The organism is Marmoricola sp. Leaf446 (assembly GCF_001424755.1).
Classification (GTDB): domain Bacteria; phylum Actinomycetota; class Actinomycetes; order Propionibacteriales; family Nocardioidaceae; genus Marmoricola.
Genome location: NZ_LMRF01000001.1, coordinates 1,347,555 through 1,367,935 on the forward strand (window position 1 = coordinate 1,347,555; position 20,381 = coordinate 1,367,935).

Genomic DNA, 20,381 nt, shown 5'->3' on the forward strand with positions numbered 1-20,381 from the left:
GCGGCTGCGCTCTGGGGTGCCGCCTCGTAGGATCAGGGGCGTGAAGGAAGCCGTGAAGGGCCTGGGGCTCAAGGTGCTGGGCTGGGTCCTGCTGGTGGCGGGCATCATCTTGATGCCGGCACCCGGACCCGGGGCGATGGTCATCCTGCTCGCGATGGTCGTGCTGGCCACGCAGTACGAGTGGGCCGACAAGCGGCTCGACAAGGTCAAGGTGTGGGCGCTCAAGGGCGCCGCCGACAGCGTGAAGACGTGGCCGCGCATCATCGCCTCGCTGCTGGGCGTCGCCTGGCTGGTCGGGCTCGGCATCTACTGGGGCATGCGGCCCCCGGCGCCCGACTGGTGGCCGCTGCGCGAGAGCTGGTGGCTGATCGGCGGCTGGGGCACCGGCTCCACGCTGATCTTCTCCGGCGTCGTGGCCTTCGGCCTGCTGGTCTACAGCTTCGTCAAGCTGCGCGGCGCGACCAAGGCCGACATCGAGGCCCAGGCCACCCGCGGCGGCGCGAGCGACAGTCCCGGGGTGCAGCACGACCAGGACGGCAACCGGCTCGACGGCGCCCGTCCGGCCGACACCGCCTCGCACTAGGCAGCCACGCCGTGACATCCCCGTCCTCGGAGATCGACGCCTGGCGCTCCGGCCACCGGCGTGTCTGCGACCTCGTCCTGCAGGCCAGCCCGGCCGAGCTCGAGCGCCACGTGCCCGCCACGCCCGACTGGACCGCGCGCGACCTGGTCTCTCACATGGTGGGGCTGGCCGCCGACGTGCTCGGCGGTGACGAGCCGGACGACCACAACCCCGGGTGGACGCAGGCGCAGGTCGACGCCCGTCGCGGGCGCTCCGGGGTCGAGCTGGTGGAGGAGTGGCGCGGGCTGGCCGACGACCTCGCCGCGTGGATGGCCGACCACGGCACCCGGCCCCTCAACGACGTGCTGATCCACGAGCAGGACCTCCGGGGCGCGCTCCGTCGGGCCGGTGCGCGCGACGCCCCCGGCGTCGACGTCGTACGACGGAGGATGGCCGGTCGCCTGGGCACCACCCTGGGCGAGGTGCCGGCCCTGGGCCTGGTCGGTCCCACGTGGCAGTGGGCCTCGCGCGGCGCGGCCGCCGACGCCGACACCGTGCTCGAGGCGTCCGACTTCGACCTGCTGCGGGCGCTGTGCAGCCGGCGCACGGCCGAGCAGCTGCGCGGCTGGACCACCCGCGGCGACGTCACGGCCTACCTGCCCGCCCTCGCCGGCCTCGGCGACCTGCCGACGCGGCCGCTGGCGGAGTAGTCGCCCCACGCGGCGCCGGTGCCCGCGGGGGTGTCGGTTCGTGCGTGCACGGGGGCCGGTGCGAGGCTGGTCCTCATGGACCAGTCCGGCGCGCCCACCCCCACCCCACCGTCGCAGGGCGACACCGTGCCCTCGCGCGAGAAGGTGATCGGCCGCGGTCTCGCGTGGGTGGCGACCTGGAGCGGCCGGCTCGTGCTGGTGACGCTGGCGGCGATCGTCGTCGGACTGATCATCAAGTACACCTGGACGATCCTGTTCCCCGTCGTCCTGGCGCTGGTGCTGGCGACCGTGCTCGCCCCGGTCTCCAAGCTCCTGCGCGAGCGGCTGCGGGTGCCCGGCGGCCTCGCGGCGGCCGGTACCCTGATCGGCTTCCTCGGGGTCTTCGTCGTCGCCGGCTTCCTGATCGCGCCGTCGGTGGCGGGCCAGAGCGGCGACATCGTCAAGAGCACCAACGCGGGTCTGCAGAAGCTGCAGGACTACGTGCAGGGGCTCGACTTCGTCTCCTCGGCGCAGATCGACAACGGGCTGCAGAAGCTGCAGGAGCAGATCAGCGGCTCGGCGTCCTCGATCGCCTCGGGCGTGCTCACCGGGGTCTCGGCGGTGACCAACGGACTGATCACGCTGATCATCACGCTGATCCTGACCTTCCTGTTCCTCAAGGACGGCCGCCGCTTCCTGCCGTGGCTGCGCCGGCTCGCCGGGCCCCGCGCGGGCGGCCACCTCCAGGAGGTCGGCAACCGGTCCTGGCGCACGCTGGGCGGCTTCATCCGCACCCAGGCGCTGGTCTCGCTCATCGACGCGGTGCTGATCGGCACGGCGCTGCTGTTCGTGGGGGTCCCGCTGGCGGTGCCGCTGGCCGTGCTGACCTTCTTCGCCGGCTTCATCCCCATCGTGGGTGCCGTGGTGGCGGGCTTCATCGCCGTCCTGGTCGCGCTGGTCTCCAACGGCCTGACCGGCGCGATCATCATCCTGGTCGTGATCTTGCTCGTGCAGCAGCTCGAGGGCAACGTGCTCTCGCCGTGGCTGCAGTCCAAGTCGATGCAGCTGCAGCCGGCGGTCGTGCTGCTGTCGGTGACGCTCGGTTCGACGCTGTTCGGCATCACCGGCGCCTTCCTGGCCGTGCCCGTCGTGGCGGTCGTCGCGGTCGTGCTGCGCTACCTCGACGACGTCGTGGAGGACAAGTCGACCCCGGGCGACAACCCGCCCTACCTGGCCGGGGGACCCTCCGGCGACGAGCCCGACGCCAGCACCCGCCAGGGCGAGGACGAGCTCACCCGCGCCCAGCGCGACCCCGACGACGACCGCGCGGTCGACGACGGCGAGGACGACCACCCGACCGCCCCGGCCGTGTCCTGATGGGCACCGGACCCACGACCAGCACCGGCCCCGTCGTCGTGGTGGGCGCCGGCATCGCCGGCATCGCGTGCGCCCGCCGGCTGCGGACGGCCGGCCTCGACGTCCACGTGCTCGACCGCGGCCGTCGGGTCGGCGGCCGGATGGCGACCCGGACCGTGGCGGGCCGCCCGGTCGACACCGGGGCGTCCTACTTCACCGTCTCGGACCGCCGCTTCGCCGCCGTGGTGCGCGAGTGGCGCTCCTCGGGGCTGGCCCACGAGTGGACCGACCGGTTCCACGTGCTCGGCTACGGCGAGCCCGAGGTCAAGGAGGGTCCCGTGCGGTGGGGCACCGCGCGCGGCAGCCGCTCGCTGGTGGAGGACCTCGCCCGCGGCATCGACGTGCGGCCGCGGCAGGTCAGGACGGTCCGCCGCCGCTCCGGGGGCCTGGAGGTCGACGGGGTGCCTGCGGCCGCGGTCGTGCTGGCGATGCCCGACGCCCAGGCCCGCCGGCTGCTGGGCCAGGACCTGCACGAGGTCCGGGGCGTCCTGACCCGGGAGAGCGAGCCCGTGCTGGCGCTCACCGCGGCGTACGACGCGCGCACGTGGGACCGCGGGGAGCGCTTCGACGGCGCCTTCGTCAACGGCAACGAGGTGCTGGCGTGGGTCGCCGACGACGGCCGCCGCCGCGGCGACGACGCGCCCGTGCTGGTGGCGCACTCCACGCCGGACTTCGCGGCCCGGCACCTGGGTGACCCGGCCGCGGCCGGCCCCGCGATGCTCGCGGCGCTGGGCCGCCACCTCGAGGTCGGCGACCCGGTGACGACCCGGGTGCAGCGGTGGTCGCTCGCGCGCCCGACCGGGCGGCGGCTGCCCACGCACCACCTCCGCGACGGGGTCGGCGTGTGCGGTGACGGCTGGGGTCCGGTCTCGAAGGTGGAGGGCGCCTGGATCTCCGGCGACGACCTCGGCACGGCCCTGGCCCGCGAGCTCCGGTCGGCTCGCGCGGGCCGCCCGGCCTAGAGCAGTTCCCGTCCCGCCGCATGGCCGGGCGCGCTTCGGGCACGTAGGGACCTCACGACGAAACGGGGAACCCGTGTCACCGCTCCAGCTGGACGAGGTCTTCGAGGAGCCCCCGTCCGTGGTCAGCACGATCCTGTGCACCGCGATCGAAGCCGCCGGCTGGACGCTGGTCGGCGTCTGGGACGCCGGGCAACGGCTCGTCTGGACCGTCGACGACGACCAGCTCTCGACCCCGGCCACGATCCAGGCCGTGATCAGCGACCACGCCGACGGCGGCTCCCGGGTGCACGTCTCCTCCCTCGACCAGCTCTGGCGCGGCGACGTGCAGGACCCGCGGCTGCGCAGCACACCGCGGCTCGACGACGCCGGGTCCGACGACCCCGGCACGCGCTGACGCAGGCGTCGGTCGCGGTGCACGTCCTGCCCGACGTCGTCGGCGACCGTCCGGTCGTGGTCTTCTGCGGCCGGGCCGGCGTGGACAGCTCCAAGGCGCGCGAGCACCGCTACGACGCGCCCGGCAACCGGTTCTGGTCGCTGCTGCACGACAGCTCCCTCACCCCGCGGCTGCTCCGCGCCGACGAGGAGGCCGCGCTGCCGTCGTACGGCCTCGGCAGCACCGACCTGGTCCGCACGGGCGAGGAGTGGACCCGGCCCTCGTCGTACGCCGTGGCGGAGCTGGTCGCCAAGGTCGAGGCGTGGCAGCCCGAGTGGCTGGCGTTCACGAGCAAGACCGTGGCCGCGCTGGTGGCCCGTGCCGAGGGACGACGGCCGCCCGGGCTGGGCCCGCAGGAGTGGTACGTCGGTGGCGCCCAGGTGTTCGTGCTCCCGGGCACCAGCGGGGCCAACCAGCGCAAGGACTACGACGGCCGGGTGGACCGGCTGTCGTGGTTCGCCGAGCTCGCCGCGCTGGCCGGCCGCCCGGGGCTCAGCGGCGCTTGCGGTCCTTCTTGACCCGCCGGCGCAGCTGCAGGATGCGCAGCGCCCCCGCCGAGGCGACCAGGAGCGCGCCCCCCGCGGCGGCGATCAGCAGCGTCGCCGACAGCGGTGCCTGGCCGGTCCAGCCGAAGTAGCTGACCTCCACCCGCTGGGTGTTCTGCAGGATGAAGACGGCGAGCAGGATCAGCACCACGATGAGCGCGACGGTGGCCGACCAGATGCCGCTCGTGCGCGAGCCGCGCAGCGGGTCCTTGCCGGACCCGGAGCCGGACCCGGAGCCGGACCCGGAGCCGGACCCGGACCCGGACCCGGGTCCCGTCGACCGGGTGGCGGGGGCCTCGTCGGTGGACGCGGAGGCGGGGGAGCCGGGCTCGGTGGGGGAAGGGTGCTCAGTGCTCACGGTCTGCTCCTGCGTGGGTGGGTCGATCTCGGGTCGATCTCGCTCCCGGTGTCGTACCCGGGGAGCCGCCGGCCACGCGTGCGCCGGCACCCCAGCCTAGGAGGCCCGGCTGGGTCGGGGTGTCAGGATCGGCACGTGTTCCTCCAGTGCTCGTGCGGCCAGCGTCACTGGGGCCGCTACGGCGCGGCGGGGCTGCTGCTGACCGACCCGGGGCGCACCGGTGTGCTGCTGCAGAAGCGCTCGGTGCACGTCCACAGCGGCGGCACCTGGAGCGTGCCGGGCGGCGCCATCGAGCGAGGCGAGGACCCGGTCGACGCGGCGCTGCGCGAGGCGCACGAGGAGGCGGGGCTGCGAGCCGGCGACCTGGCGGTCTCGCGCACCGTCGTGGGCACCGACCACGGCACCTGGTCCTACACCTACGTCATCGCCGAGGCGCCGCGCCCCGAGCTGGCCGAGCTGCGCAGCGCGGGCGCGACCAGCTGGGAGGCCGACCGCACCCTGTGGGTCGACCTCGACCGGGTCGGCTCCTACCGGCTCCACCCGGGCCTGCGCGAGGTGTGGCCGCGGCTGCGCGAGGAGCTGCTCCTGCCCTGAGGACGTCGGCTCCGAGGCGGGAGTTCATCTCGTCGTCGTGTCGAATACCCGCTAACTCCTATCTACTTTGTAGACTTTGGGGCATGACCCGCACGAGCACCCTCGCGAGCCTCCCCGGAGCCACGTCCCCGGGCGCCCCCCGACCCCTCGCCGACGTCGGCGTCGTGGTCCTCACCCAGGGCCGCCGGCCCGACGAGCTGGCCGCCGGGCTGGCGGCCGTGCTGGGCCAGCAGGGCGTCACGTGCGACGTCGTCGTCGTGGGCAACGGCTGGGAGCCGACCGGCCTGCCTGACGGGGTGCGCGGGGTCGCCCTGCCCGTCGACGACGGCATCCCGGCCGGTCGCAACGCCGGCGTGCCCCACGTCTCCGGCGGGCTGCTGCTGTTCCTCGACGACGACGCCCGCCCCGCGGGGCCGGACTACCTCGCCCGTGCGGTCGACCTTTTCGCCGCCGACCCGGGACTGGGGCTGGTGCACCCGCGGGTCGAGGCGACGTACGGCGAGGCGCCGACCCGCTGGGTGCCGCGGGTCCGCACCGGCGACCCGCGGCGCTCGTCGCCGGCCTTCGTGCTGTGGGAGGGCGCCACCGTCGTACGCCGGGACGCGCTGCTCGCCGCCGGTGGCTGGCCGGAGGTCTACCGCTACGCCCACGAGGGCATCGAGCTGGTCTGGCGGGTGTGGGACGCCGGGTTCAGCGTCCGCTACGTCGGTGACCTGGTCGCGCTGCACCCCCCGATCGACCCGGCCCGCCACGCGACGTACCACCGCTTCAACGCCCGCCACCGGGTGTGGCTGGCCCGTCGCAACCTGCGCTGGCCGTTCACCTGGGCCTACGTCGCGACCTGGACGCTGGTGCAGCTGCTCCGCTCGGTCGGGACCCCGCAGGGGCGCGCCTCGCTCCGACCGTGGACCGCCGGTTGGTGGGAGGGCTGGCGGGTCGACCCGGGCGGTCGCCGCCCGCTGCGCTGGCGCACCGTGTGGCGGATGACCCGTCTCGGCCGCCCGCCGGTGGTGTGAGGTGACGACCTTCCTCCCGCAGCCGGTGGTGCCGGCCCAGCGCCGACCCGGTCCGGCCGGCACCGACGTCCTCACCCCGCTGCCGGTCTCGGTGTTCATGGCGGTGCGCGACGAGCAGGCCGACCTGGCCGCCAGCGTGGCCCGGGTCCTCGAGCAGGACTACCCCGGCGAGCTCGAGGTCGTGCTCGCCGTCGCCCCCTCCACCGACGACACCTGGGGCGAGGCCCAGCGGCTGGCCGCCCGCGAGCCGCGGGTGCGCGTGGTGTGCAACCCCGCGGGCGCCACGCCGCACGGTCTCAACGCCGCGATCGCGCACGCGCGGCACGACGTGCTGGTGCGGGTCGACGGCCACGCCCACCTGCCGCCGGGCTACCTCGTCGACGTGGTCGCGCTGCTGGAGTCCACCGACGCCGCCAACGTCGGCGGCCGCATGGTGCCCGAGGGCGACACCCCGGTCTCGCAGGCCGTGGCCGTGACCATGAGCTCGCGGCTGGGGATCGGCGGCGGGGCGTTCCACGTCGGCGGCGAGGCCGGGCCGCAGCCGACCGTCTACCTCGGTGCGTTCCGGCGCGCGGCGCTCGTCGGGGTCGGGGGATACGACGAGCACTTCCTGCGCGCCCAGGACTGGGAGCTCAACCACCGGCTGCGGCTCGCCGGGCACACGGTGTGGTTCGACCCCGCGCTGGCCGTCACCTACCGGCCGCGGTCGAGCTGGCGCAGCTTCGCCCAGCAGCAGTTCCGCACCGGCGGCTGGCGGCGACGGGTCATCGAGACCCACCGCGGCACCGTCGACCCGCGCTACCTCGCGCCACCCGTCGCGGTGCTGGCGATCCTCGCCGGGCTGCTGGCCGGGCTGCTCGCCCCGGTGCTCGGCGCCTGGCTGGCGCTGGGCCTGCTGGTCCCGGCGGCCTACGTCGGCGGGGTCGCGGTGCTGGGCCTGGCCCTGGCCCGGGTGCGACGACTGCCGCGGGCGGTGGCGTGGCGGATGCCGCTGGCGCTGGCGGTGATGCACCTGTCGTGGGGGAGCGGGTTCGTGCTCCGGTCCCGCTGACCGGGCCCGAACCGGCCCGATACGGCCCGCACGGTCCCGACGGGTCAGGCCGGCAGGTCGGCGGGCACGTCCCGGGCCACCAGCTCGACGGCGTCCTCGAGCCGCCGCTGCACGGCGTCGAGGACCGCGGCGTCGACGACGCGGGTCTCCAGCAGGCTCTCCAGGTCGGTCCGGCGCAGGTCGGGGCCGAGCGGGTGCACGACGGGCTCGTCGAGACCAAGACCCAGGGCGAGGTCGCGCACCACGTGGGCGAGGTCGTCGCGCGGCTCCAGGGCGACCGTCGCGCAGGGCAGCGCGAGGGCCAGGCACAGGGCGAGCACGCCGGGGTCGCTGGTCACGACCCCGTCGTACGCCGTGAGGTCGGTCAGCAGTTCGGTCACGTCGTCGGGACGCGAGACCCGGGTGCTCACCTCGTCGACGCCGTCGGGGAGCGTGAGGGTCAGCCGGGACTGGCTGACGTGGCGGAGCAGCGCGAGGCGGCCGTGCGGGGCGGGGCGGGGCAGGGCGAGCAGCCGGCCGGCGAGCACCAGCGGGTCGCCGTACGCCGTGACGACAGGCCCGCCCGCGCGCCGCAGCGCCTCGGCGCTCAGCGGCCCGCGCACGCCGAGGTAGTGGGCGTCCGGGGCGGGACGTTCGTCGGGCCACGCCACCCCGGCCCCCACCACCACGCTGCTGCGCTGGGCGTGGGACAGCACCGACCCGGACACCAGCAGGTGCGGCCGCTCGGTGGCGACGGCGGGCTTCTGGTAGGTGACCGGGTGGCCACCGACGCGGCGCACCAGGAGCGGGGCGAGCCAGTTGTCGGCCGTGCCGGGGAAGGGGCGCGGCCACCACAGCACGGGCAGCGCCCCGGCGCGCTCGGCGGGGGCGGCGAGGTGGGCGAACGCCTCGGCTCCCTCCTGATCGTCGAGCTCCTGCTGCCGCGGGCGGGCCGTGGCGCGCAACCGGGCGGCGTACGCCTCGACCTGGGGGAGGTCCCCGCCCTGGCCCGCCTGGAGCATCTGCCGCACCAGCCGGGCACGGTGGGGGGTCGGGTTGGCGGGCGGCAGGTCGAACTCGGCGCGGGCGGCCTCGTCGTCGGCGTCCTCCTCGTCGTCCCCGTCGGTCTCGTCGTCCGGGTCGGGGTCCGCGTCCCCGCCCCGGCCGCCCGCGGTGAGCCGCGCCTCGACCCGGGCGAAGCGCATGGCGCTCGCGGAGAGGTGGCCGACCTGGCTGTACATCATCCGCAGCCCGATGAAGAGCACGATCGCGTCCGCCCCGGCGATCGACCCGGTCACGGCACGCAGCAGCACCAGGGCCAGGGCCAGGGCCATCGCGAGGCTGGCCAGCACCGCGCCGAGCTCGGCGTCGCGCAGCCGACGCCCCACCCGCTCGCCCACGCCGGTGGCGGTGTCGCGGCCCTCCGCGAGGTAGGCCAGCTGGCGGGCGAGCTGGCGGCGGTAGATCACGGCCACCAGCGCGAGCACGGCCGCGCCGATGCCGATGTTGACCACCCCGAACAGGGGGTCGAGCCAGACGAACAGCAGGCAGAACGCGACCACCTGGATCAGCGCGACGCTCGCGGTGGAGAGCTCGAAGGCGGACGCCCAGCTCCACGCCTCCTGGTGGCGGGGCCGGGCGGTCTGCGAGGACTCGAAGCCGCGCCGGAACACCCGTACCCGGTTGAGCCGGACCACGTGGTGCAGGGCCCGGCTGAGCGCAAAGGCCGCGAAGAAGCCCGCCCCGGCGAGGAGCAGCGCGGTGCGCCCGGTCTCCAGCCGCTCGGCGCCGTGCAGCACCAGCTGGGAGAACATCCGGGTGACGAGCAGCTCGGTGACCGGCAGCATCGCCATCGTCAGCAGCAGCGCCGCGACCTCCAGGCGGCTGCGCCGCTCGGTGAACAGCCCGGTGAAGGCACCCAGGAGGTCGCGGAACACGCGCTCAGGCCCGGCGTCCGTCGTACGCCGCGATGCCCGCGGCCACGGCGGCCTGCACCTCGTCGAGCTTGTCCTCGCCGATCCGGACCTCGCGGAGCAGGTCGTCCAGACGGGTGCGTCGCAGGTCGAGGTCGACCACGACGGGCTCCCAGTCCCCGGAGAGGCCGGCGCCGAGGGCGTAGTCGCGGTACTTGATGCCGGTGCCGTGGACGAGGTCCTCGAAGCCGCGGAAGCCGACCAGCGCGCACGGGATGCCGTAGCTGTGGCACGCGATCATCACGTGCATGGCGCTGGTCACGACGGCACGGTAGCCCGCGAGCCGCTCGAGGAAGGCGCGGATCTCCTCGGGGTGGGAGACCAGGACGCTGAGCTCGTCCATGTCGTCGGGCAGCGTCAGCGGCAGGCCGGCGTGCTTGAAGTGACGCACCAGGGCGACGCGGCCGTTGTGGGGGCCACGCTCGATCGGCAGCACCCGGGAGAGCAGCACGCCGGGGTCGCCCAGGCTGGCGACCGCGGGGCCGCCCTGCCGTCGCAGCAGGTCGGCCGTGACGGGGCCGCGCAGGGAGACGTAGTGCGCGCGGCCGTCGAGCTCGATCTCCTCCGAGGAGATCCCGGTCCCGACCACGACCGAGCGCGAGCGCACGAAGCGCCCGATCGATCCCACCATCACGAGGTGGGGCTGCAGCGTGGGTGCGGTGGGGGAGAGGAAGGTGACCGGGCGCTGCGAGACCGACTGCAGCACCAGCGGGCTCAGCCAGTCGCCGAAGTTGCCGGGGAACGGCCACACCCACCAGCTCAGCGGCAGGGGGTCGCCCGTTCCGGCGCCCGCGGCGAGGTGCGCGAAGGACTCCGCCGCACGCTGCGCGCCCGCCTCGGCCGGGGTGGGGGTGCCGGCCGCGTCGAGCCGGGACACGAGCGCACGCACGCCCTCGAGGTCACCGCGCTGTCCCTGGACCACCATCTGGTTGACCAGGCCCTGCCGGTGCCGCGAGCTGCCCGCGGGGCGGTGGGCGCCCTGGGTGAGGACGTGGGTCAGGCCCGAGCGGTCGGCGACCACCCGCAGCCGGTCCGTGAGCCGCCCGGACCGGCTGCTCAGCCGCCGCTCGGCGGCCTTGGCGGCGCGCAGCGCCCACCGTCGCGAGGCCTCGGTGCGGCGCGAGGGGCCCTGCACCGCGGCGTGCTGCACCACCTTGGTCCGGAACTCCGCGACGTTGCCGCTGGAACCGAAGGTGAAGAAGGTCGACACCCCGGTGGCCCCGGCCCGACCGACCACCGCGGCGGAGGGGATCACCTGGAAGCTCAGCGACCCGGCGTTGCGGCGCCAGGACTCCTCGAAGAAGTAGTCGTCGGTCGCCTTGAGCGTCGAGGAGGCCTCCAGCGCCACGGCGTCGGCGACGAACCTGCGGGCGGCGGGGCTGGTGCCGATCCCGAAGAAGCAGGGCTCCCAGAAGCGGGTGCGGTTGCCGTAGCCGATCGTCGTCGGAGCGCTGAAGCCGCGCTGGAAGCCCACGAGGTCGGCGGTGGCGTCCCGGACGTACGCCGGCAGGTCGTGCAGCCGACAGTCCACGTCGATCCAGAAGACCCGGGCGTCGGGGTGCTGGTCGCAGACGCGGCCGAGGAAGGCGATCTTGCGCCGGCAGATGTCGGCCCAGTCCTCCCCGGGGGCCTTGACGACCTCCTCGAGCTCGCAGCGGACACCGAGGTCGGCGAGGTTCTTGCGGAGCTTCTCGGCGTGGTCGCGGTAGTAGTCGTCAGCGGTGTAGAACGAGCAGACGACGACGTCGGTGTGGCCCATGGTTCCCTCACGTGGACTGCCCCGGTCCCGGGTCGGACCAAAGTGCAGTGGTCCAGTCTACATTCAGAGGAGGGGCCGGGACGACGCCGACACGGCGGTTCGGCACCGCCCACGTGGTCCGGTCAGGCGGGTCGCAGGGCCGCCTCGTCGGTGGATCGCCCCGCGGGGCGGTGGAGGGCGACCAGCCGGGCGGCCACCTCGACGAGGTCGGTGCGGTGCTCCTCGGCGTACGACGTGAGCAGGGTGGCGGCGGCCGCGAGGTCGAGCCGCTCGTGCTCGACCAGCAGCTCGAGCGCGTCGGTGACGACCGTGTCGGGCGAGCCGATCACCCACGACGCGTCGAAGTCGGCGTGGCGCCGGTGGACCAGCGCGAGCCGGCGGAACCGCGCGATCACGCTGCCGCGTCGCTCCGGGTGCGTCCGCGCCTCGGCCTGCCCGAGCTGGAGCTGCCGCAGCGTGCGCAGCTCGGCCAGGCGTCCCTCGGTGCCACCGACGTCGGCGGTGCCGACCTGGTCGCGGACCCGCTGGCGCAGGAACAGCGTGAGCTGGTCGAGCAGCTGCGTCTCGTGCCGGGTGTCGCTGAGTCTCATGCCGGGCCGCCTGGGGAAGCTGGTGGTGCGCCCGGAATGCCCGGTTGCGTGGTGTCGGCTGGTGCGTACCCAACGCCGCGCCTCCCACGCGGGGCCGACCGCCCCGCCGCTGTGACCACCGTCTCGCCGCGGCGGGCGCCGGGCTAGCGTGCAGTCATGAGCGAGCAGACGTCCCCGGCGGACGACCAGCAGGAGTGGCCCGAGAACTGCCCGACGTGCGGGACCCGGCTGCAGCAGGTCGCGGTCGACTTCGCCGCCGACTCGCCCGACGAGGTAGGCGCCACGGCCGACGTCGCGGCGGCGGTCTTCGAGGACCGGTGCCCCGACCCGGAGTGCCCCGCCCACCAGGCGGCGACGGGTGCAGGGGAGGGCACGGGCAGCTCGCTCGGCGACCGCCAGCCCGACCAGCCGACGACCCCGGGCTCGCTCGGCGGCGACAACGGCGGCGCCTGAGCTTCCTCAGGTCATCGGGTCAGTAGCAGCACCAGCACCAGGGTCACGACGGCGGACAGCACCAGGGAGCCGAAGCAGCCGAGGCGGTTGCTGAAGAACAGGAACACGGGGACTCCGGGGGATCGGCGGGCGGCGCGTCGGTGGACGGCCGGGACACCGATACCCCCGGCAGTCCACCTCAGACGGGCGCGGGCTGCGTCTCCGGCGCGGTGTCCGGGTCGGCGCCGGGCTCCGGCACGACCTGCGGGCCCGACGGCACGACCTCGGGGTCGCTCTGCGGGGTGGCGCCCGGGTCCTCGCCGGGGGCGACGGGGCTGACCTCGGGAGTGCGCTCGGGCTCGTCGTCGGGCACGGCTCCGGGGTCGGTCACCGGCTCGACGGGTGCGGTGGTCATCGCTGGGGGTCCAGGTCGGGGTCGCCGGTGCCCGGCGTCGTGTCGGGCTGCGACGGCTCGTCGGGCTGGATGATCGGCTGCTGGTCCGGGTCCTGCACGGGTTCGGCTGGTGTGGTGGTCATGTGTGCGTCGTACCCACCTGGGGAGCCGGCGTACGCCGCCCCGCCGTGGGAGGCGCAGCTCGTGAGGTCGTCCGCCATGTGAGACCAGTTCCCGAAGGTCCGGTGGCGGGTCCACGCCAGCACGACCGACCGAAGAGCCGGTTGAAGCATCAATTGTCCGATTCGGCATGTGGCTCAGTCCGTGACGTACGGGATGCCAGTGGCCGGTGCGACCAGAGTTGTTCCTACCCGCTGAAGCATGGACGGGCACGTAGATACATAGCGAAATCGGGTCATAGCACCGCTCGGCCGGGTGTCCCTACCTTCGGCTGGGTCGTCGGACCGCCGGGGTCCGACGAGGGAGTGGAGGAGATGCAGATAAACCGCAGGATCCGTGGAGCAGTGTTCGCCGTCGTCGTGGCTGCCGCCGTGGCGGCCGTCCCCGCGGCCGGAGGGGCCGCCGACGCCGGCCCGAAGGAGGGCAACCGCGCCATCCTGAAGGCCATCCTCTAGGAGGCACTGCACGCCGGTGGGGCGTGGCGACCGGGGGAAGGTCGCCGCGTCCCACGGCTGTGCCGCGACCGGCAGGCCGACCCCGGCCGGTGGCAGGAGCCCGGGCCGTCGAGCAGGCTCGGAGCCCAGCGAGGCGGGGCAGCGACGCCGGACATGGAAAAAGGCCCCCGTGGGAGCCTCTGACCTGCGTCGTTGCTGGTGGGCGATACTGGGTTTGAACCAGTGACCTCTTCCGTGTCAAGGAAGCGCGCTACCACTGCGCCAATCGCCCCGGGTGGTGCTGGTTGTTCAGTTCGAGGTGGGTACGGGATTCGAACCCGTGTTCACGGATTTGCAGTCCGTTGCCTCGCCTCTCGGCCAACCCACCGTGGAGTCCCGGCAAGACGGGGTGTTCCCGAGCGGACGACGAGGCTCGAACTCGCGACCTCAACCTTGGCAAGGTTGCGCTCTACCAACTGAGCTACGTCCGCTTGCGACCGCCGGTCTCCCTGCGGTGCGAACAGAACCATAGCCGAACCCGACGGGAGCACAAACTCGGGGGGTCCCCCCGCGTCCACGAGCGCTCCGCAGGCCGATCCCGGGCAGTTCGGACACGCGGCCCGACGCCGCCGTGCGGGGCCCGGGGGTGCCGCCGCGACTAGGGTCCGAGGCATGCAGGTGTGGGTGGACGGCAGGGTCCTCGACGATCCGGAGGCCCCCGCGGTGCGGGTGGCCGACCACGGCTTCACCGTCGGCGACGGGGTGTTCGAGGCCGTCAAGGTGGTGCGGGGCCAGCCGTTCGCGCTGACCCGCCACCTCGAGCGGCTGCAGCGGTCCGCGGCGTCGCTCGCGCTGCCCGAGCCCGACCTCGACCGGGTGCGGGGAGCGATCGGCGAGGTGCTGGCGCGCGAGGAGCTCGCGCTGGGCAAGCTGCGCATCACCTGGACCGCGGGACCCGCGCCGTTCGGGTCGGGACGGGGGAGCGGGCAACCGACGCTCGTGGTGGTCGCGACCGCGATGGACCCGACGCCGCGGACGACCTCGTTGCACCTCGTGCCGTGGCCGCGCAACGAGCGCGGCGTGCTCGCCGGCGTCAAGTCCACGTCGTACGCCGAGAACGTGCTCGCGCTCGCCGAGGCACAGCGCCACGACGCGACCGAGGCGCTGTTCGCCAACCTCGCCGGCCACGTCTGCGAGGGCACTGGCTCCAACGTGGCCTACGTCGTGGACGGGGAGCTGCGCACGCCGACGCTCGGGTCGGGCTGCCTGGCCGGCATCACGCGGGCGCTCCTGCTCGAGTGGGCCGACGTGACCGAGGTCGACGAGCCGGTCGAGGTGCTGATGCGTGCGGACGAGATCGTGCTGCTCTCCACGACCCGCGACGTGCAGGGGGTGCACCGCTACGGGACGCGCGAGCTGACGTCGCCGGGGCCGACCACGCGGATGCTGATGGAGACGTGGGCGGCGCGTGAGGCCGAGCACCTGGACCCCTGAGGGTCCCCGAGAGGGTGCCGACCGCCGGGCGGGCGGGAGCCGTCAGTCGGCGAGGATGCGGGCGAGCTCGCCGTCGAAGTCGACGAACGCGGACTCGTGGCCGTCCGGCACCGCGGCGAGCATCTTGCCCACGAAGGTGTTGACCGCGCGGGAGCCGGCCTGGACGAGCAGCTCGCCGTCGGGGGAGCAGAGCTCGACGATGACGACGGCGGAGCCGTTGGAGCTCAGGCAGGGCCACACGTGGACGTCGCCGTCGCCGGTGGGCTCGTAGAGACCCTCGACCAGCAGCTCGCGGCCGAAGGTCCAGCGGACCTCCTGCACGCCGGTGCGGAACACCATGGTGACCGCGAACGGGTCGGCCGGGTCGAAGACCAGGTCGGCCTCCAGTGCGGTGGACTCGCCCTGCGGGTCCACGAACTCCAGCTCGACGCTCTCGGTGATGACCTGAGCGGTCTTGGTCTGCTTCATGATGCTTCCCCTTGATGTCCTGCGAGGCCCCCTCCACGGGACCTCTTCGCGCCCTCAACGCGATGTGCTGAGTTTGCTGAATACCGAGCCTGACTGACAGGCGTTCCTCCGAAATGTGGCTTTTGTCCAGGGGGTGGTCTACACATTTTCTGCGACTGGTCTATTTCCGTGGTGCATTGGTCTAGTCAGGTTGTCGGTGGGGCTGGCCAGGTGGGCGGGGGCGGGGTAACGCAAAGGGACTAGGCGTCCTGCGCCAGGTGGACTACCCGCGTCGGGACCGCCTCCGCCGCGGCCCGCGGAGGGCCCGGAGGACGCCGGGTGAGGAGGGCGTCGCGGGTGCGCTAATGTGTGCCGCGCACCGGTCAGGCCGGATGCGCTCGGGCGATTGGCGCAGTGGTAGCGCGCTTCGTTCACACCGAAGAGGTCACTGGTTCGAACCCAGTATCGCCCACCGAGCACCACCCCCTCCTGGCGTACGCCGCCCGCGCGCGGCCGTCGCCGACGCGCCGATACGATCGCCCGGTCCGCCGTACCCGCGCCCCAGGAGCTGTTGTGCCCGACATCAAGGTCGTCCTCGTCCACGCCGACGCGCGTCAGGACCAGACGGTGACCGCGGGCACCAAGGCCTGGGAGCTGTTCCGCGACGACCCCGACGTGATCGCGGCGCGGGTGACCGGCACCGACGGCGAGGCGGCGCTGCGTGACCTGGCCACCGAGCTCGCCGACGGTGACGTCGTGGAGCCGGTGCGCATCGACAGCCGCGACGGCCACGACATCCTGCGCCACTCCACCGCCCACGTGATGGCGCAGGCGGTGCAGGAGCTCTTCCCCGACGCGCGGCTGGGCATCGGGCCGCCGATCGAGAACGGCTTCTACTACGACTTCGACGTCGAGACGCCCTTCGTCCCGGAGGACCTCGAGAAGATCGAGACCCGGATGCGCAAGATCGTCAAGGCCAACCAGCGGTTCTCCCGCCGGGTCGTCTCCGACGCCGACGCCCAGGTCGAGCTGGCCGACGAGCCCTACAAGCTCGAGCTGATCGGGCTCAAGGGCGGCGCGTCGGCCGGCGAGATCGCCGAGGGCGCCGACGCCGAGGTGGGCGGCGGCGAGCTGACCATCTACGACAACCTCGGCCGCAACGGCGAGGTCGTCTGGAAGGACCTCTGCCGTGGTCCCCACCTGCCCACCACCAAGCGGATCCCGGCCTTCAAGCTGATGCGCTCCGCCGCGGCGTACTGGCGCGGGGACGAGAAGAAGAAGCAGCTGCAGCGCCTGTACGGCACCGCCTGGGAGTCCAAGGAAGCGCTCGACGCCCACCTGCACCGGATCGAGGAGGCCGAGCGCCGCGACCACCGCCGCCTGGGTCGCGACCTCGACCTGTTCAGCTTCCCCGACGAGATCGGTTCCGGCCTGCCCGTCTTCCACCCCAAGGGCGGGGTGATCAAGCGGGTGATGGAGGACTACGTCCGGCAGCGGCACATCGAGGAGGGCTTCGAGTACGTCGGGACGCCGCACATCTCCAAGGAGCAGACCTTCCACCTCTCGGGCCACCTGCCCTACTACGCCGACGGCATGTTCCCGCCCATGGAGATGGAGGGGTCGACGTACTACCTCAAGGCCATGAACTGCCCGATGCACAACCTGATCTTCCGCTCTCGCGGCCGGTCCTACCGCGAGCTGCCGCTGCGCCTCTTCGAGTTCGGGCACGTCTACCGCAACGAGAAGTCCGGCGTGATCCACGGCCTCACCCGGGTGCGCGGGTTCGCCCAGGACGACTCGCACTCCTACGTCACCCCCGAGCAGGCGCCCGGCGAGATCAAGCACCTGCTCGACTTCGTGCTGGGCCTGCTGCGCGACTTCGGGCTCGACGACTTCTACCTCGAGATCTCGACGCGCGACGACTCCAAGCCCGACAAGTTCGTGGGCAGCGACGAGGACTGGGCCGAGGCCACCGCGGTGCTGGAGCGGGTGTGCACCGAGTCGGGCCTCGAGCTGGTGCCCGACCCGGGCGGCGCGGCGTTCTACGGCCCCAAGGTCTCGGTGCAGGCGCGCGACGCCATCGGCCGCACCTGGCAGATGTCGACCATCCAGTACGACTTCAACCAGCCCCGCGGCTTCGACCTGCAGTACCAGGCCGCCGACGGCAGCCGGCAGCAGCCGGTGATGATCCACTCCGCCAAGTTCGGCTCGATCGAGCGGTTCGTCGGCGTGCTCGTCGAGCACTACGCCGGCGCCTTCCCGCCCTGGCTCGCGCCGGTGCAGGTGCAGGGCATCCCGATCGCCGAGCGGCACGGCGACTACCTCGCCGACGTGGCGCGGCGGATGAAGGCCCAGGGCGTCCGCGTCGAGGTCGACCACTCCGACGACCGGATGCAGAAGAAGATCCGCAACGCCCAGCTGCAGAAGGTGCCGTTCATGGTCATCGCCGGCGACCAGGACGTCGAGGCCGGTGCGGTCAGCTTCCGCTACCGCGACGGCCGCCAGGACAACGGCGTCCCGGTCGAGGAGGCCATCGCCCGCGTCACCCAGGCGGTCGCCTCCCGCGAGCAGGTCTGAGCGTGAGCCACACCTCGGGCGAGCCGCGCGACGGCTTCGAGGGCTTCGACCGCCTCTGGACCCCCCACCGGATGGCGTACGTCGCCCCGTCGGCACCGACCGACGACGGCTGCCCGTTCTGCGCGCTCCAGCACCGGCCGCCCGAGGAGAGCCTGGTCGTGGCGACGGGGGAGCGGTGCTTCACCGTGCTCAACCTGCACCCCTACAACCCCGGTCACCTCATGGTGCTGCCGCTGCGCCACGTCGCCGACCTCGAGGACCTCGACGACGCCGAGGCCGCCGAGCTGATGACGACCACGCAGCGCGCCATCCGCGTGCTGCGCGAGGTGAGCGGGCCGCACGCCTTCAACGTCGGCCTCAACCTCGGCGGCGTGGCCGGTGGGTCGCTCTCGCAGCACCTGCACCAGCACGTCGTGCCGCGGTGGTCGGGCGACGCCAACTTCATCACCGTGGTGGGCGGCACCAAGACGCTGCCGCAGCTGCTCGCGGACACCCGCGAGCTGCTGGCCGCCGCCTGGTGACCCGCGGCCCGGGCGCAGCGCCCGGGCCGGCCGGCCTCAGCGCTTCTTGCCCTTGGCCTCTTCCTTGGCCAGGAGCGTCGTCTGCTCGGCGGCGCCGCGCTTGTCGGCGCGCTTCTCCTTGATGGACTTGCTGGTCTTCTTGGTCATGCCCTGCCGCGGCGACTTGTCGCTCATGTGGCGTCCTCGAGGATCGGATTGCCTGGCTGGCTCCGTGCTGCGACCGTACGCCCCTGCCCGCCGCGGGACGTGCCCACCGGTAGCCTCTCGACCCGAGATGTTGGACCGGTTCAAGAACTTCTGGCAGGGCGTCGTGCTGGCGCCCGTGATCGACCTCCTCGTCCGCCTCGGCGTCAGCCCCGACGTGGTCACGCTGGTGGGCACGCTCGGCGTGAGCGCCGGGGCGCTGATCTTCTTCCCGCAGGGGATGCTGCTGACCGGCGTCCTGGTGATCACGGCCTTCGTCTTCAGCGACCTCGTCGACGGGGCGATGGCGCGCAAGACGGGCCGGGTCTCGGTGTTCGGCAACTTCTTCGACTCCACCCTGGACCGCATCGGCGACGGCGCGATCTTCGGCGGGCTGGTGCTCTACTTCGCCGGGCCCGGCGACAGCGTGCTCTACACCTCGCTGACGCTCTACTGCCTGGTCATGGGCGCGGTGACCTCCTACGCCCGCGCCAAGGCGGAGTCGCTCGGGCTGCAGGCCAAGGGCGGCCTGGCCGAGCGCGCCGACCGCCTGGTCGCGATCCTGGTGATGACCGGGCTGGGCGCGATCTTCGGGCTGCCGTGGCTGATGCAGCTCACGATCTGGGTGCTCGCCGCGGCCAGCACCGAGACCGTCGTACGCCGGGTGCTGATGGTCCGACGGCAGGCGCTCGCGCTCGACCAGGAGCCGCGGCCCGGCGTGTCGTGAACCCGCCGTAGCCTGGGTCCCATGGACGCACGCCCCGAGCAGACCCCCCAGCAGACCCCCGAGACCGCCGGACAGCCCACCGGCACCGCCACCGTCAAGCGCGGCATGGCCGAGATGCTCAAGGGCGGTGTCATCATGGACGTCGTCACCGCCGAGCAGGCCAAGATCGCCGAGGACGCCGGCGCCGTCGCGGTGATGGCGCTGGAGCGCGTGCCCGCGGACATCCGCGCCCAGGGCGGCGTGGCCCGGATGAGCGACCCGGACATGATCGACGGCATCATCGAGGCCGTCTCGATCCCGGTCATGGCCAAGGCGCGGATCGGCCACTTCGCCGAGGCGCAGGTGCTGCAGAGCCTCGGGGTCGACTACGTCGACGAGTCCGAGGTGCTGACGCCGGCCGACTACGCCCACCACATCGACAAGTGGCGCTTCACGGTGCCCTTCGTGTGCGGCGCGACCAACCTGGGCGAGGCGCTGCGACGCATCACCGAGGGCGCGGCGATGATCCGCTCCAAGGGCGAGGCCGGCACCGGCGACGTCTCCAACGCGGTCACCCACATGCGCACCATCAACGGTGAGCTCCGGCGGCTGGCGGCGCTGTCGGCCGACGAGCTCTACCTGGCGGCCAAGGAGCTGCAGGCGCCGTACGAGCTGGTGCGTGAGGTGGCCGCGACCGGCAAGCTGCCCGTCGTGCTGTTCACCGCGGGCGGCATCGCCACCCCCGCCGACGCCGCGATGATGATGCAGCTCGGAGCCGAGGGCGTGTTCGTGGGCTCGGGCATCTTCAAGTCGGGCAACCCCGCCGAGCGCGCCGCCGCGGTCGTCGCCGCCACCACGTTCCACGACGACCCCGACATGGTGGCCAAGGTCAGCCGCGGGCTCGGCGAGGCCATGGTCGGGATCAACGTCGAGGACCTGCCGCAGCCGCACCGGCTGGCCGAGCGCGGCTGGTAGCTCGGGTCCGGTATAGCCCACTCCTGCGGAATTGCCCGATCTGTCGGTGGTGACGGGTCGGCTCCGCCATGCTTCGAGCACATCGCCACCGCGCGAGGACCTGGTCCCGGC

At 73.5% G+C, this 20,381-nt stretch carries 23 protein-coding genes and 4 tRNA genes; 16 read left to right on the forward strand and 11 right to left on the reverse strand.

Annotated elements, in window-relative coordinates:
- The first annotated feature begins 40 nt into the window (after window positions 1-40).
- The 6 genes from ASG49_RS06355 (at window position 41) to ASG49_RS06380 (ending at window position 4,580) form a co-directional block, all read left to right on the forward strand.
- On the forward strand, window positions 41-583 hold the full coding sequence (locus ASG49_RS06355; RefSeq protein WP_162244499.1) for a PGPGW domain-containing protein: 543 nt from the start codon (window positions 41-43) through the stop codon (window positions 581-583).
- An 11-nt stretch (window positions 584-594) separates the two neighbouring features.
- Window positions 595-1,272 (forward strand): hypothetical protein, encoded by a 678-nt coding sequence (locus ASG49_RS06360; protein WP_056538528.1) that lies wholly within the window; start codon window positions 595-597, stop codon window positions 1,270-1,272.
- A gap of 75 nt (window positions 1,273-1,347) precedes the next feature.
- Window positions 1,348-2,628 (forward strand): AI-2E family transporter, encoded by a 1,281-nt coding sequence (locus ASG49_RS06365; RefSeq protein WP_056538531.1) that lies wholly within the window; start codon window positions 1,348-1,350, stop codon window positions 2,626-2,628.
- Window positions 2,628-3,629 carry an NAD(P)/FAD-dependent oxidoreductase gene (locus ASG49_RS06370; protein WP_056538534.1) on the forward strand — a complete coding sequence of 334 codons (1,002 nt, stop codon included), beginning with the start codon at window positions 2,628-2,630 and terminating at the stop codon, window positions 3,627-3,629. The genes ASG49_RS06365 and ASG49_RS06370 overlap by 1 nt, the downstream gene beginning before the upstream one ends.
- 73 nt (window positions 3,630-3,702) lie before the next feature.
- On the forward strand, window positions 3,703-4,023 hold the full coding sequence (locus tag ASG49_RS18880) for a hypothetical protein (RefSeq protein WP_056538537.1): 321 nt from the start codon (window positions 3,703-3,705) through the stop codon (window positions 4,021-4,023).
- Between the two features lie 17 nt (window positions 4,024-4,040).
- Window positions 4,041-4,580 carry a mismatch-specific DNA-glycosylase gene (locus ASG49_RS06380; protein WP_056538540.1) on the forward strand — a complete coding sequence of 180 codons (540 nt, stop codon included), beginning with the start codon at window positions 4,041-4,043 and terminating at the stop codon, window positions 4,578-4,580.
- Here the strand turns inward: ASG49_RS06380 and ASG49_RS19050 are convergent.
- Window positions 4,555-4,965 carry a lipopolysaccharide assembly LapA domain-containing protein gene (locus ASG49_RS19050; protein WP_200936209.1) on the reverse strand — a complete coding sequence of 137 codons (411 nt, stop codon included), beginning with the start codon at window positions 4,963-4,965 and terminating at the stop codon, window positions 4,555-4,557. The two genes, ASG49_RS06380 and ASG49_RS19050, sit on opposite strands and share 26 nt — an antisense overlap.
- A gap of 135 nt (window positions 4,966-5,100) precedes the next feature.
- On the opposite strand from ASG49_RS19050, the gene ASG49_RS06390 reads away from it, so the two are divergent.
- The 3 genes from ASG49_RS06390 (at window position 5,101) to ASG49_RS06400 (ending at window position 7,626) form a co-directional block, all read left to right on the forward strand.
- Entirely contained in the window at window positions 5,101-5,559 is a 459-nt protein-coding gene (locus ASG49_RS06390; protein ID WP_056538543.1) for an NUDIX domain-containing protein, read from the forward strand.
- 83 nt (window positions 5,560-5,642) lie between these two features.
- Window positions 5,643-6,575 (forward strand): glycosyltransferase family 2 protein, encoded by a 933-nt coding sequence (locus ASG49_RS06395; protein ID WP_082533825.1) that lies wholly within the window; start codon window positions 5,643-5,645, stop codon window positions 6,573-6,575.
- Between the two features lie 97 nt (window positions 6,576-6,672).
- Entirely contained in the window at window positions 6,673-7,626 is a 954-nt protein-coding gene (locus ASG49_RS06400; protein WP_056539915.1) for a glycosyltransferase family 2 protein, read from the forward strand.
- A gap of 44 nt (window positions 7,627-7,670) precedes the next feature.
- On the opposite strand, the gene ASG49_RS06405 is transcribed toward ASG49_RS06400, so the two are convergent.
- The 3 genes from ASG49_RS06405 to ASG49_RS06415 all read right to left on the reverse strand — a co-directional run bounded on the left by ASG49_RS06405 (window position 7,671) and on the right by ASG49_RS06415 (window position 11,927).
- On the reverse strand, window positions 7,671-9,542 hold the full coding sequence (locus ASG49_RS06405) for a hypothetical protein (RefSeq protein ID WP_056538546.1): 1,872 nt from the start codon (window positions 9,540-9,542) through the stop codon (window positions 7,671-7,673).
- A 4-nt stretch (window positions 9,543-9,546) separates the two neighbouring features.
- Window positions 9,547-11,337 (reverse strand): polysaccharide pyruvyl transferase family protein, encoded by a 1,791-nt coding sequence (locus ASG49_RS06410; protein ID WP_056538548.1) that lies wholly within the window; start codon window positions 11,335-11,337, stop codon window positions 9,547-9,549.
- Between the two features lie 122 nt (window positions 11,338-11,459).
- A complete protein-coding gene (locus tag ASG49_RS06415) occupies window positions 11,460-11,927 on the reverse strand; it encodes a hypothetical protein (RefSeq protein WP_056538551.1) in 468 nt (155 codons plus the stop codon).
- Window positions 11,928-12,083: 156 nt separating this feature from the next.
- Here ASG49_RS06415 and ASG49_RS06420 point away from each other — a divergent pair, with 156 nt between their 5' ends.
- Window positions 12,084-12,380 carry a hypothetical protein gene (locus ASG49_RS06420; protein WP_056538554.1) on the forward strand — a complete coding sequence of 99 codons (297 nt, stop codon included), beginning with the start codon at window positions 12,084-12,086 and terminating at the stop codon, window positions 12,378-12,380.
- Window positions 12,381-12,558: 178 nt separating this feature from the next.
- Here the strand turns inward: ASG49_RS06420 and ASG49_RS06425 are convergent, their stop codons facing one another.
- From ASG49_RS06425 to ASG49_RS06445, 5 genes are all read right to left on the reverse strand, one after another.
- Window positions 12,559-12,774: a hypothetical protein gene (locus ASG49_RS06425; RefSeq protein ID WP_056538556.1), complete on the reverse strand. Its 216-nt coding sequence runs from the start codon at window positions 12,772-12,774 to the stop codon at window positions 12,559-12,561.
- Window positions 12,771-12,896, reverse strand: a complete 126-nt coding sequence (locus ASG49_RS19465; RefSeq protein ID WP_255355088.1) for a hypothetical protein — start codon at window positions 12,894-12,896, stop codon at window positions 12,771-12,773. The genes ASG49_RS06425 and ASG49_RS19465 overlap by 4 nt, the downstream gene beginning before the upstream one ends.
- Before the next feature lie 688 nt (window positions 12,897-13,584).
- A tRNA-Val gene (locus ASG49_RS06435) sits at window positions 13,585-13,659 on the reverse strand.
- A 25-nt stretch (window positions 13,660-13,684) separates the two neighbouring features.
- Window positions 13,685-13,755 (reverse strand) — tRNA-Cys (locus ASG49_RS06440).
- Window positions 13,756-13,785: 30 nt separating this feature from the next.
- A tRNA-Gly gene (locus tag ASG49_RS06445) sits at window positions 13,786-13,858 on the reverse strand.
- A gap of 181 nt (window positions 13,859-14,039) precedes the next feature.
- Here ASG49_RS06445 and ASG49_RS06450 point away from each other — a divergent pair.
- On the forward strand, window positions 14,040-14,861 hold the full coding sequence (locus ASG49_RS06450; RefSeq protein ID WP_056538562.1) for an aminotransferase class IV: 822 nt from the start codon (window positions 14,040-14,042) through the stop codon (window positions 14,859-14,861).
- A 42-nt stretch (window positions 14,862-14,903) separates the two neighbouring features.
- Here the strand turns inward: ASG49_RS06450 and ASG49_RS06455 are convergent, their stop codons facing one another.
- Window positions 14,904-15,329: an SsgA family sporulation/cell division regulator gene (locus ASG49_RS06455; protein WP_056538564.1), complete on the reverse strand. Its 426-nt coding sequence runs from the start codon at window positions 15,327-15,329 to the stop codon at window positions 14,904-14,906.
- Window positions 15,330-15,708: 379 nt separating this feature from the next.
- Between ASG49_RS06455 and ASG49_RS06460 the strand changes: the two genes are divergently transcribed.
- From ASG49_RS06460 to ASG49_RS06470, 3 genes are all read left to right on the forward strand, one after another.
- Window positions 15,709-15,780: transfer RNA gene (locus ASG49_RS06460), tRNA-Val, on the forward strand.
- A gap of 101 nt (window positions 15,781-15,881) precedes the next feature.
- The gene (thrS, locus tag ASG49_RS06465) at window positions 15,882-17,885 is read left to right on the forward strand and encodes a threonine--tRNA ligase (RefSeq protein ID WP_056538567.1); all 2,004 of its coding nucleotides are present in this window, start codon (window positions 15,882-15,884) and stop codon (window positions 17,883-17,885) included.
- A 2-nt stretch (window positions 17,886-17,887) separates the two neighbouring features.
- Window positions 17,888-18,406 carry an HIT domain-containing protein gene (locus ASG49_RS06470; protein ID WP_056538570.1) on the forward strand — a complete coding sequence of 173 codons (519 nt, stop codon included), beginning with the start codon at window positions 17,888-17,890 and terminating at the stop codon, window positions 18,404-18,406.
- 36 nt (window positions 18,407-18,442) lie between these two features.
- On the opposite strand, the gene ASG49_RS19055 is transcribed toward ASG49_RS06470, so the two are convergent.
- Entirely contained in the window at window positions 18,443-18,580 is a 138-nt protein-coding gene (locus ASG49_RS19055; protein WP_200936210.1) for a hypothetical protein, read from the reverse strand.
- A gap of 100 nt (window positions 18,581-18,680) precedes the next feature.
- Here ASG49_RS19055 and pgsA point away from each other — a divergent pair, with 100 nt between their 5' ends.
- Both pgsA and pdxS read left to right on the forward strand, forming a co-directional pair.
- Window positions 18,681-19,316 (forward strand): phosphatidylinositol phosphate synthase, encoded by a 636-nt coding sequence (pgsA, locus tag ASG49_RS06475; RefSeq protein ID WP_056538573.1) that lies wholly within the window; start codon window positions 18,681-18,683, stop codon window positions 19,314-19,316.
- Window positions 19,317-19,337: 21 nt separating this feature from the next.
- Window positions 19,338-20,270, forward strand: coding sequence for a pyridoxal 5'-phosphate synthase lyase subunit PdxS (pdxS, locus tag ASG49_RS06480; protein ID WP_056538576.1), 933 nt, complete (start codon window positions 19,338-19,340; stop codon window positions 20,268-20,270).
- Window positions 20,271-20,381 lie beyond the last annotated feature (111 nt).

Excerpts from the sequence above, each read along its gene's own strand:
- pdxS (WP_056538576.1), top strand. The coding sequence starts at position 19,338 with ATGGACGCACGCCCCGAGCAGACCCCCCAGCAGACCCCCGAGACCGCC.
- ASG49_RS06420 (WP_056538554.1), top strand. The coding sequence starts at position 12,084 with ATGAGCGAGCAGACGTCCCCGGCGGACGACCAGCAGGAGTGGCCCGAG.
- ASG49_RS06410 (WP_056538548.1), bottom strand. The coding sequence starts at position 11,337 with ATGGGCCACACCGACGTCGTCGTCTGCTCGTTCTACACCGCTGACGAC.
- ASG49_RS06415 (WP_056538551.1), bottom strand. The coding sequence starts at position 11,927 with ATGAGACTCAGCGACACCCGGCACGAGACGCAGCTGCTCGACCAGCTC.
- ASG49_RS06400 (WP_056539915.1), top strand. The coding sequence starts at position 6,673 with ATGGCGGTGCGCGACGAGCAGGCCGACCTGGCCGCCAGCGTGGCCCGG.
- ASG49_RS06395 (WP_082533825.1), top strand. The coding sequence starts at position 5,643 with ATGACCCGCACGAGCACCCTCGCGAGCCTCCCCGGAGCCACGTCCCCG.
- ASG49_RS06450 (WP_056538562.1), top strand. The coding sequence starts at position 14,040 with ATGCAGGTGTGGGTGGACGGCAGGGTCCTCGACGATCCGGAGGCCCCC.
- ASG49_RS06455 (WP_056538564.1), bottom strand. The coding sequence starts at position 15,329 with ATGAAGCAGACCAAGACCGCTCAGGTCATCACCGAGAGCGTCGAGCTG.
- ASG49_RS19465 (WP_255355088.1), bottom strand. The coding sequence starts at position 12,896 with ATGACCACCACACCAGCCGAACCCGTGCAGGACCCGGACCAGCAGCCG.
- pgsA (WP_056538573.1), top strand. The coding sequence starts at position 18,681 with ATGTTGGACCGGTTCAAGAACTTCTGGCAGGGCGTCGTGCTGGCGCCC.
- ASG49_RS19055 (WP_200936210.1), bottom strand. The coding sequence starts at position 18,580 with ATGAGCGACAAGTCGCCGCGGCAGGGCATGACCAAGAAGACCAGCAAG.
- ASG49_RS06370 (WP_056538534.1), top strand. The coding sequence starts at position 2,628 with ATGGGCACCGGACCCACGACCAGCACCGGCCCCGTCGTCGTGGTGGGC.
- ASG49_RS06365 (WP_056538531.1), top strand. The coding sequence starts at position 1,348 with ATGGACCAGTCCGGCGCGCCCACCCCCACCCCACCGTCGCAGGGCGAC.
- ASG49_RS06425 (WP_056538556.1), bottom strand. The coding sequence starts at position 12,774 with ATGACCACCGCACCCGTCGAGCCGGTGACCGACCCCGGAGCCGTGCCC.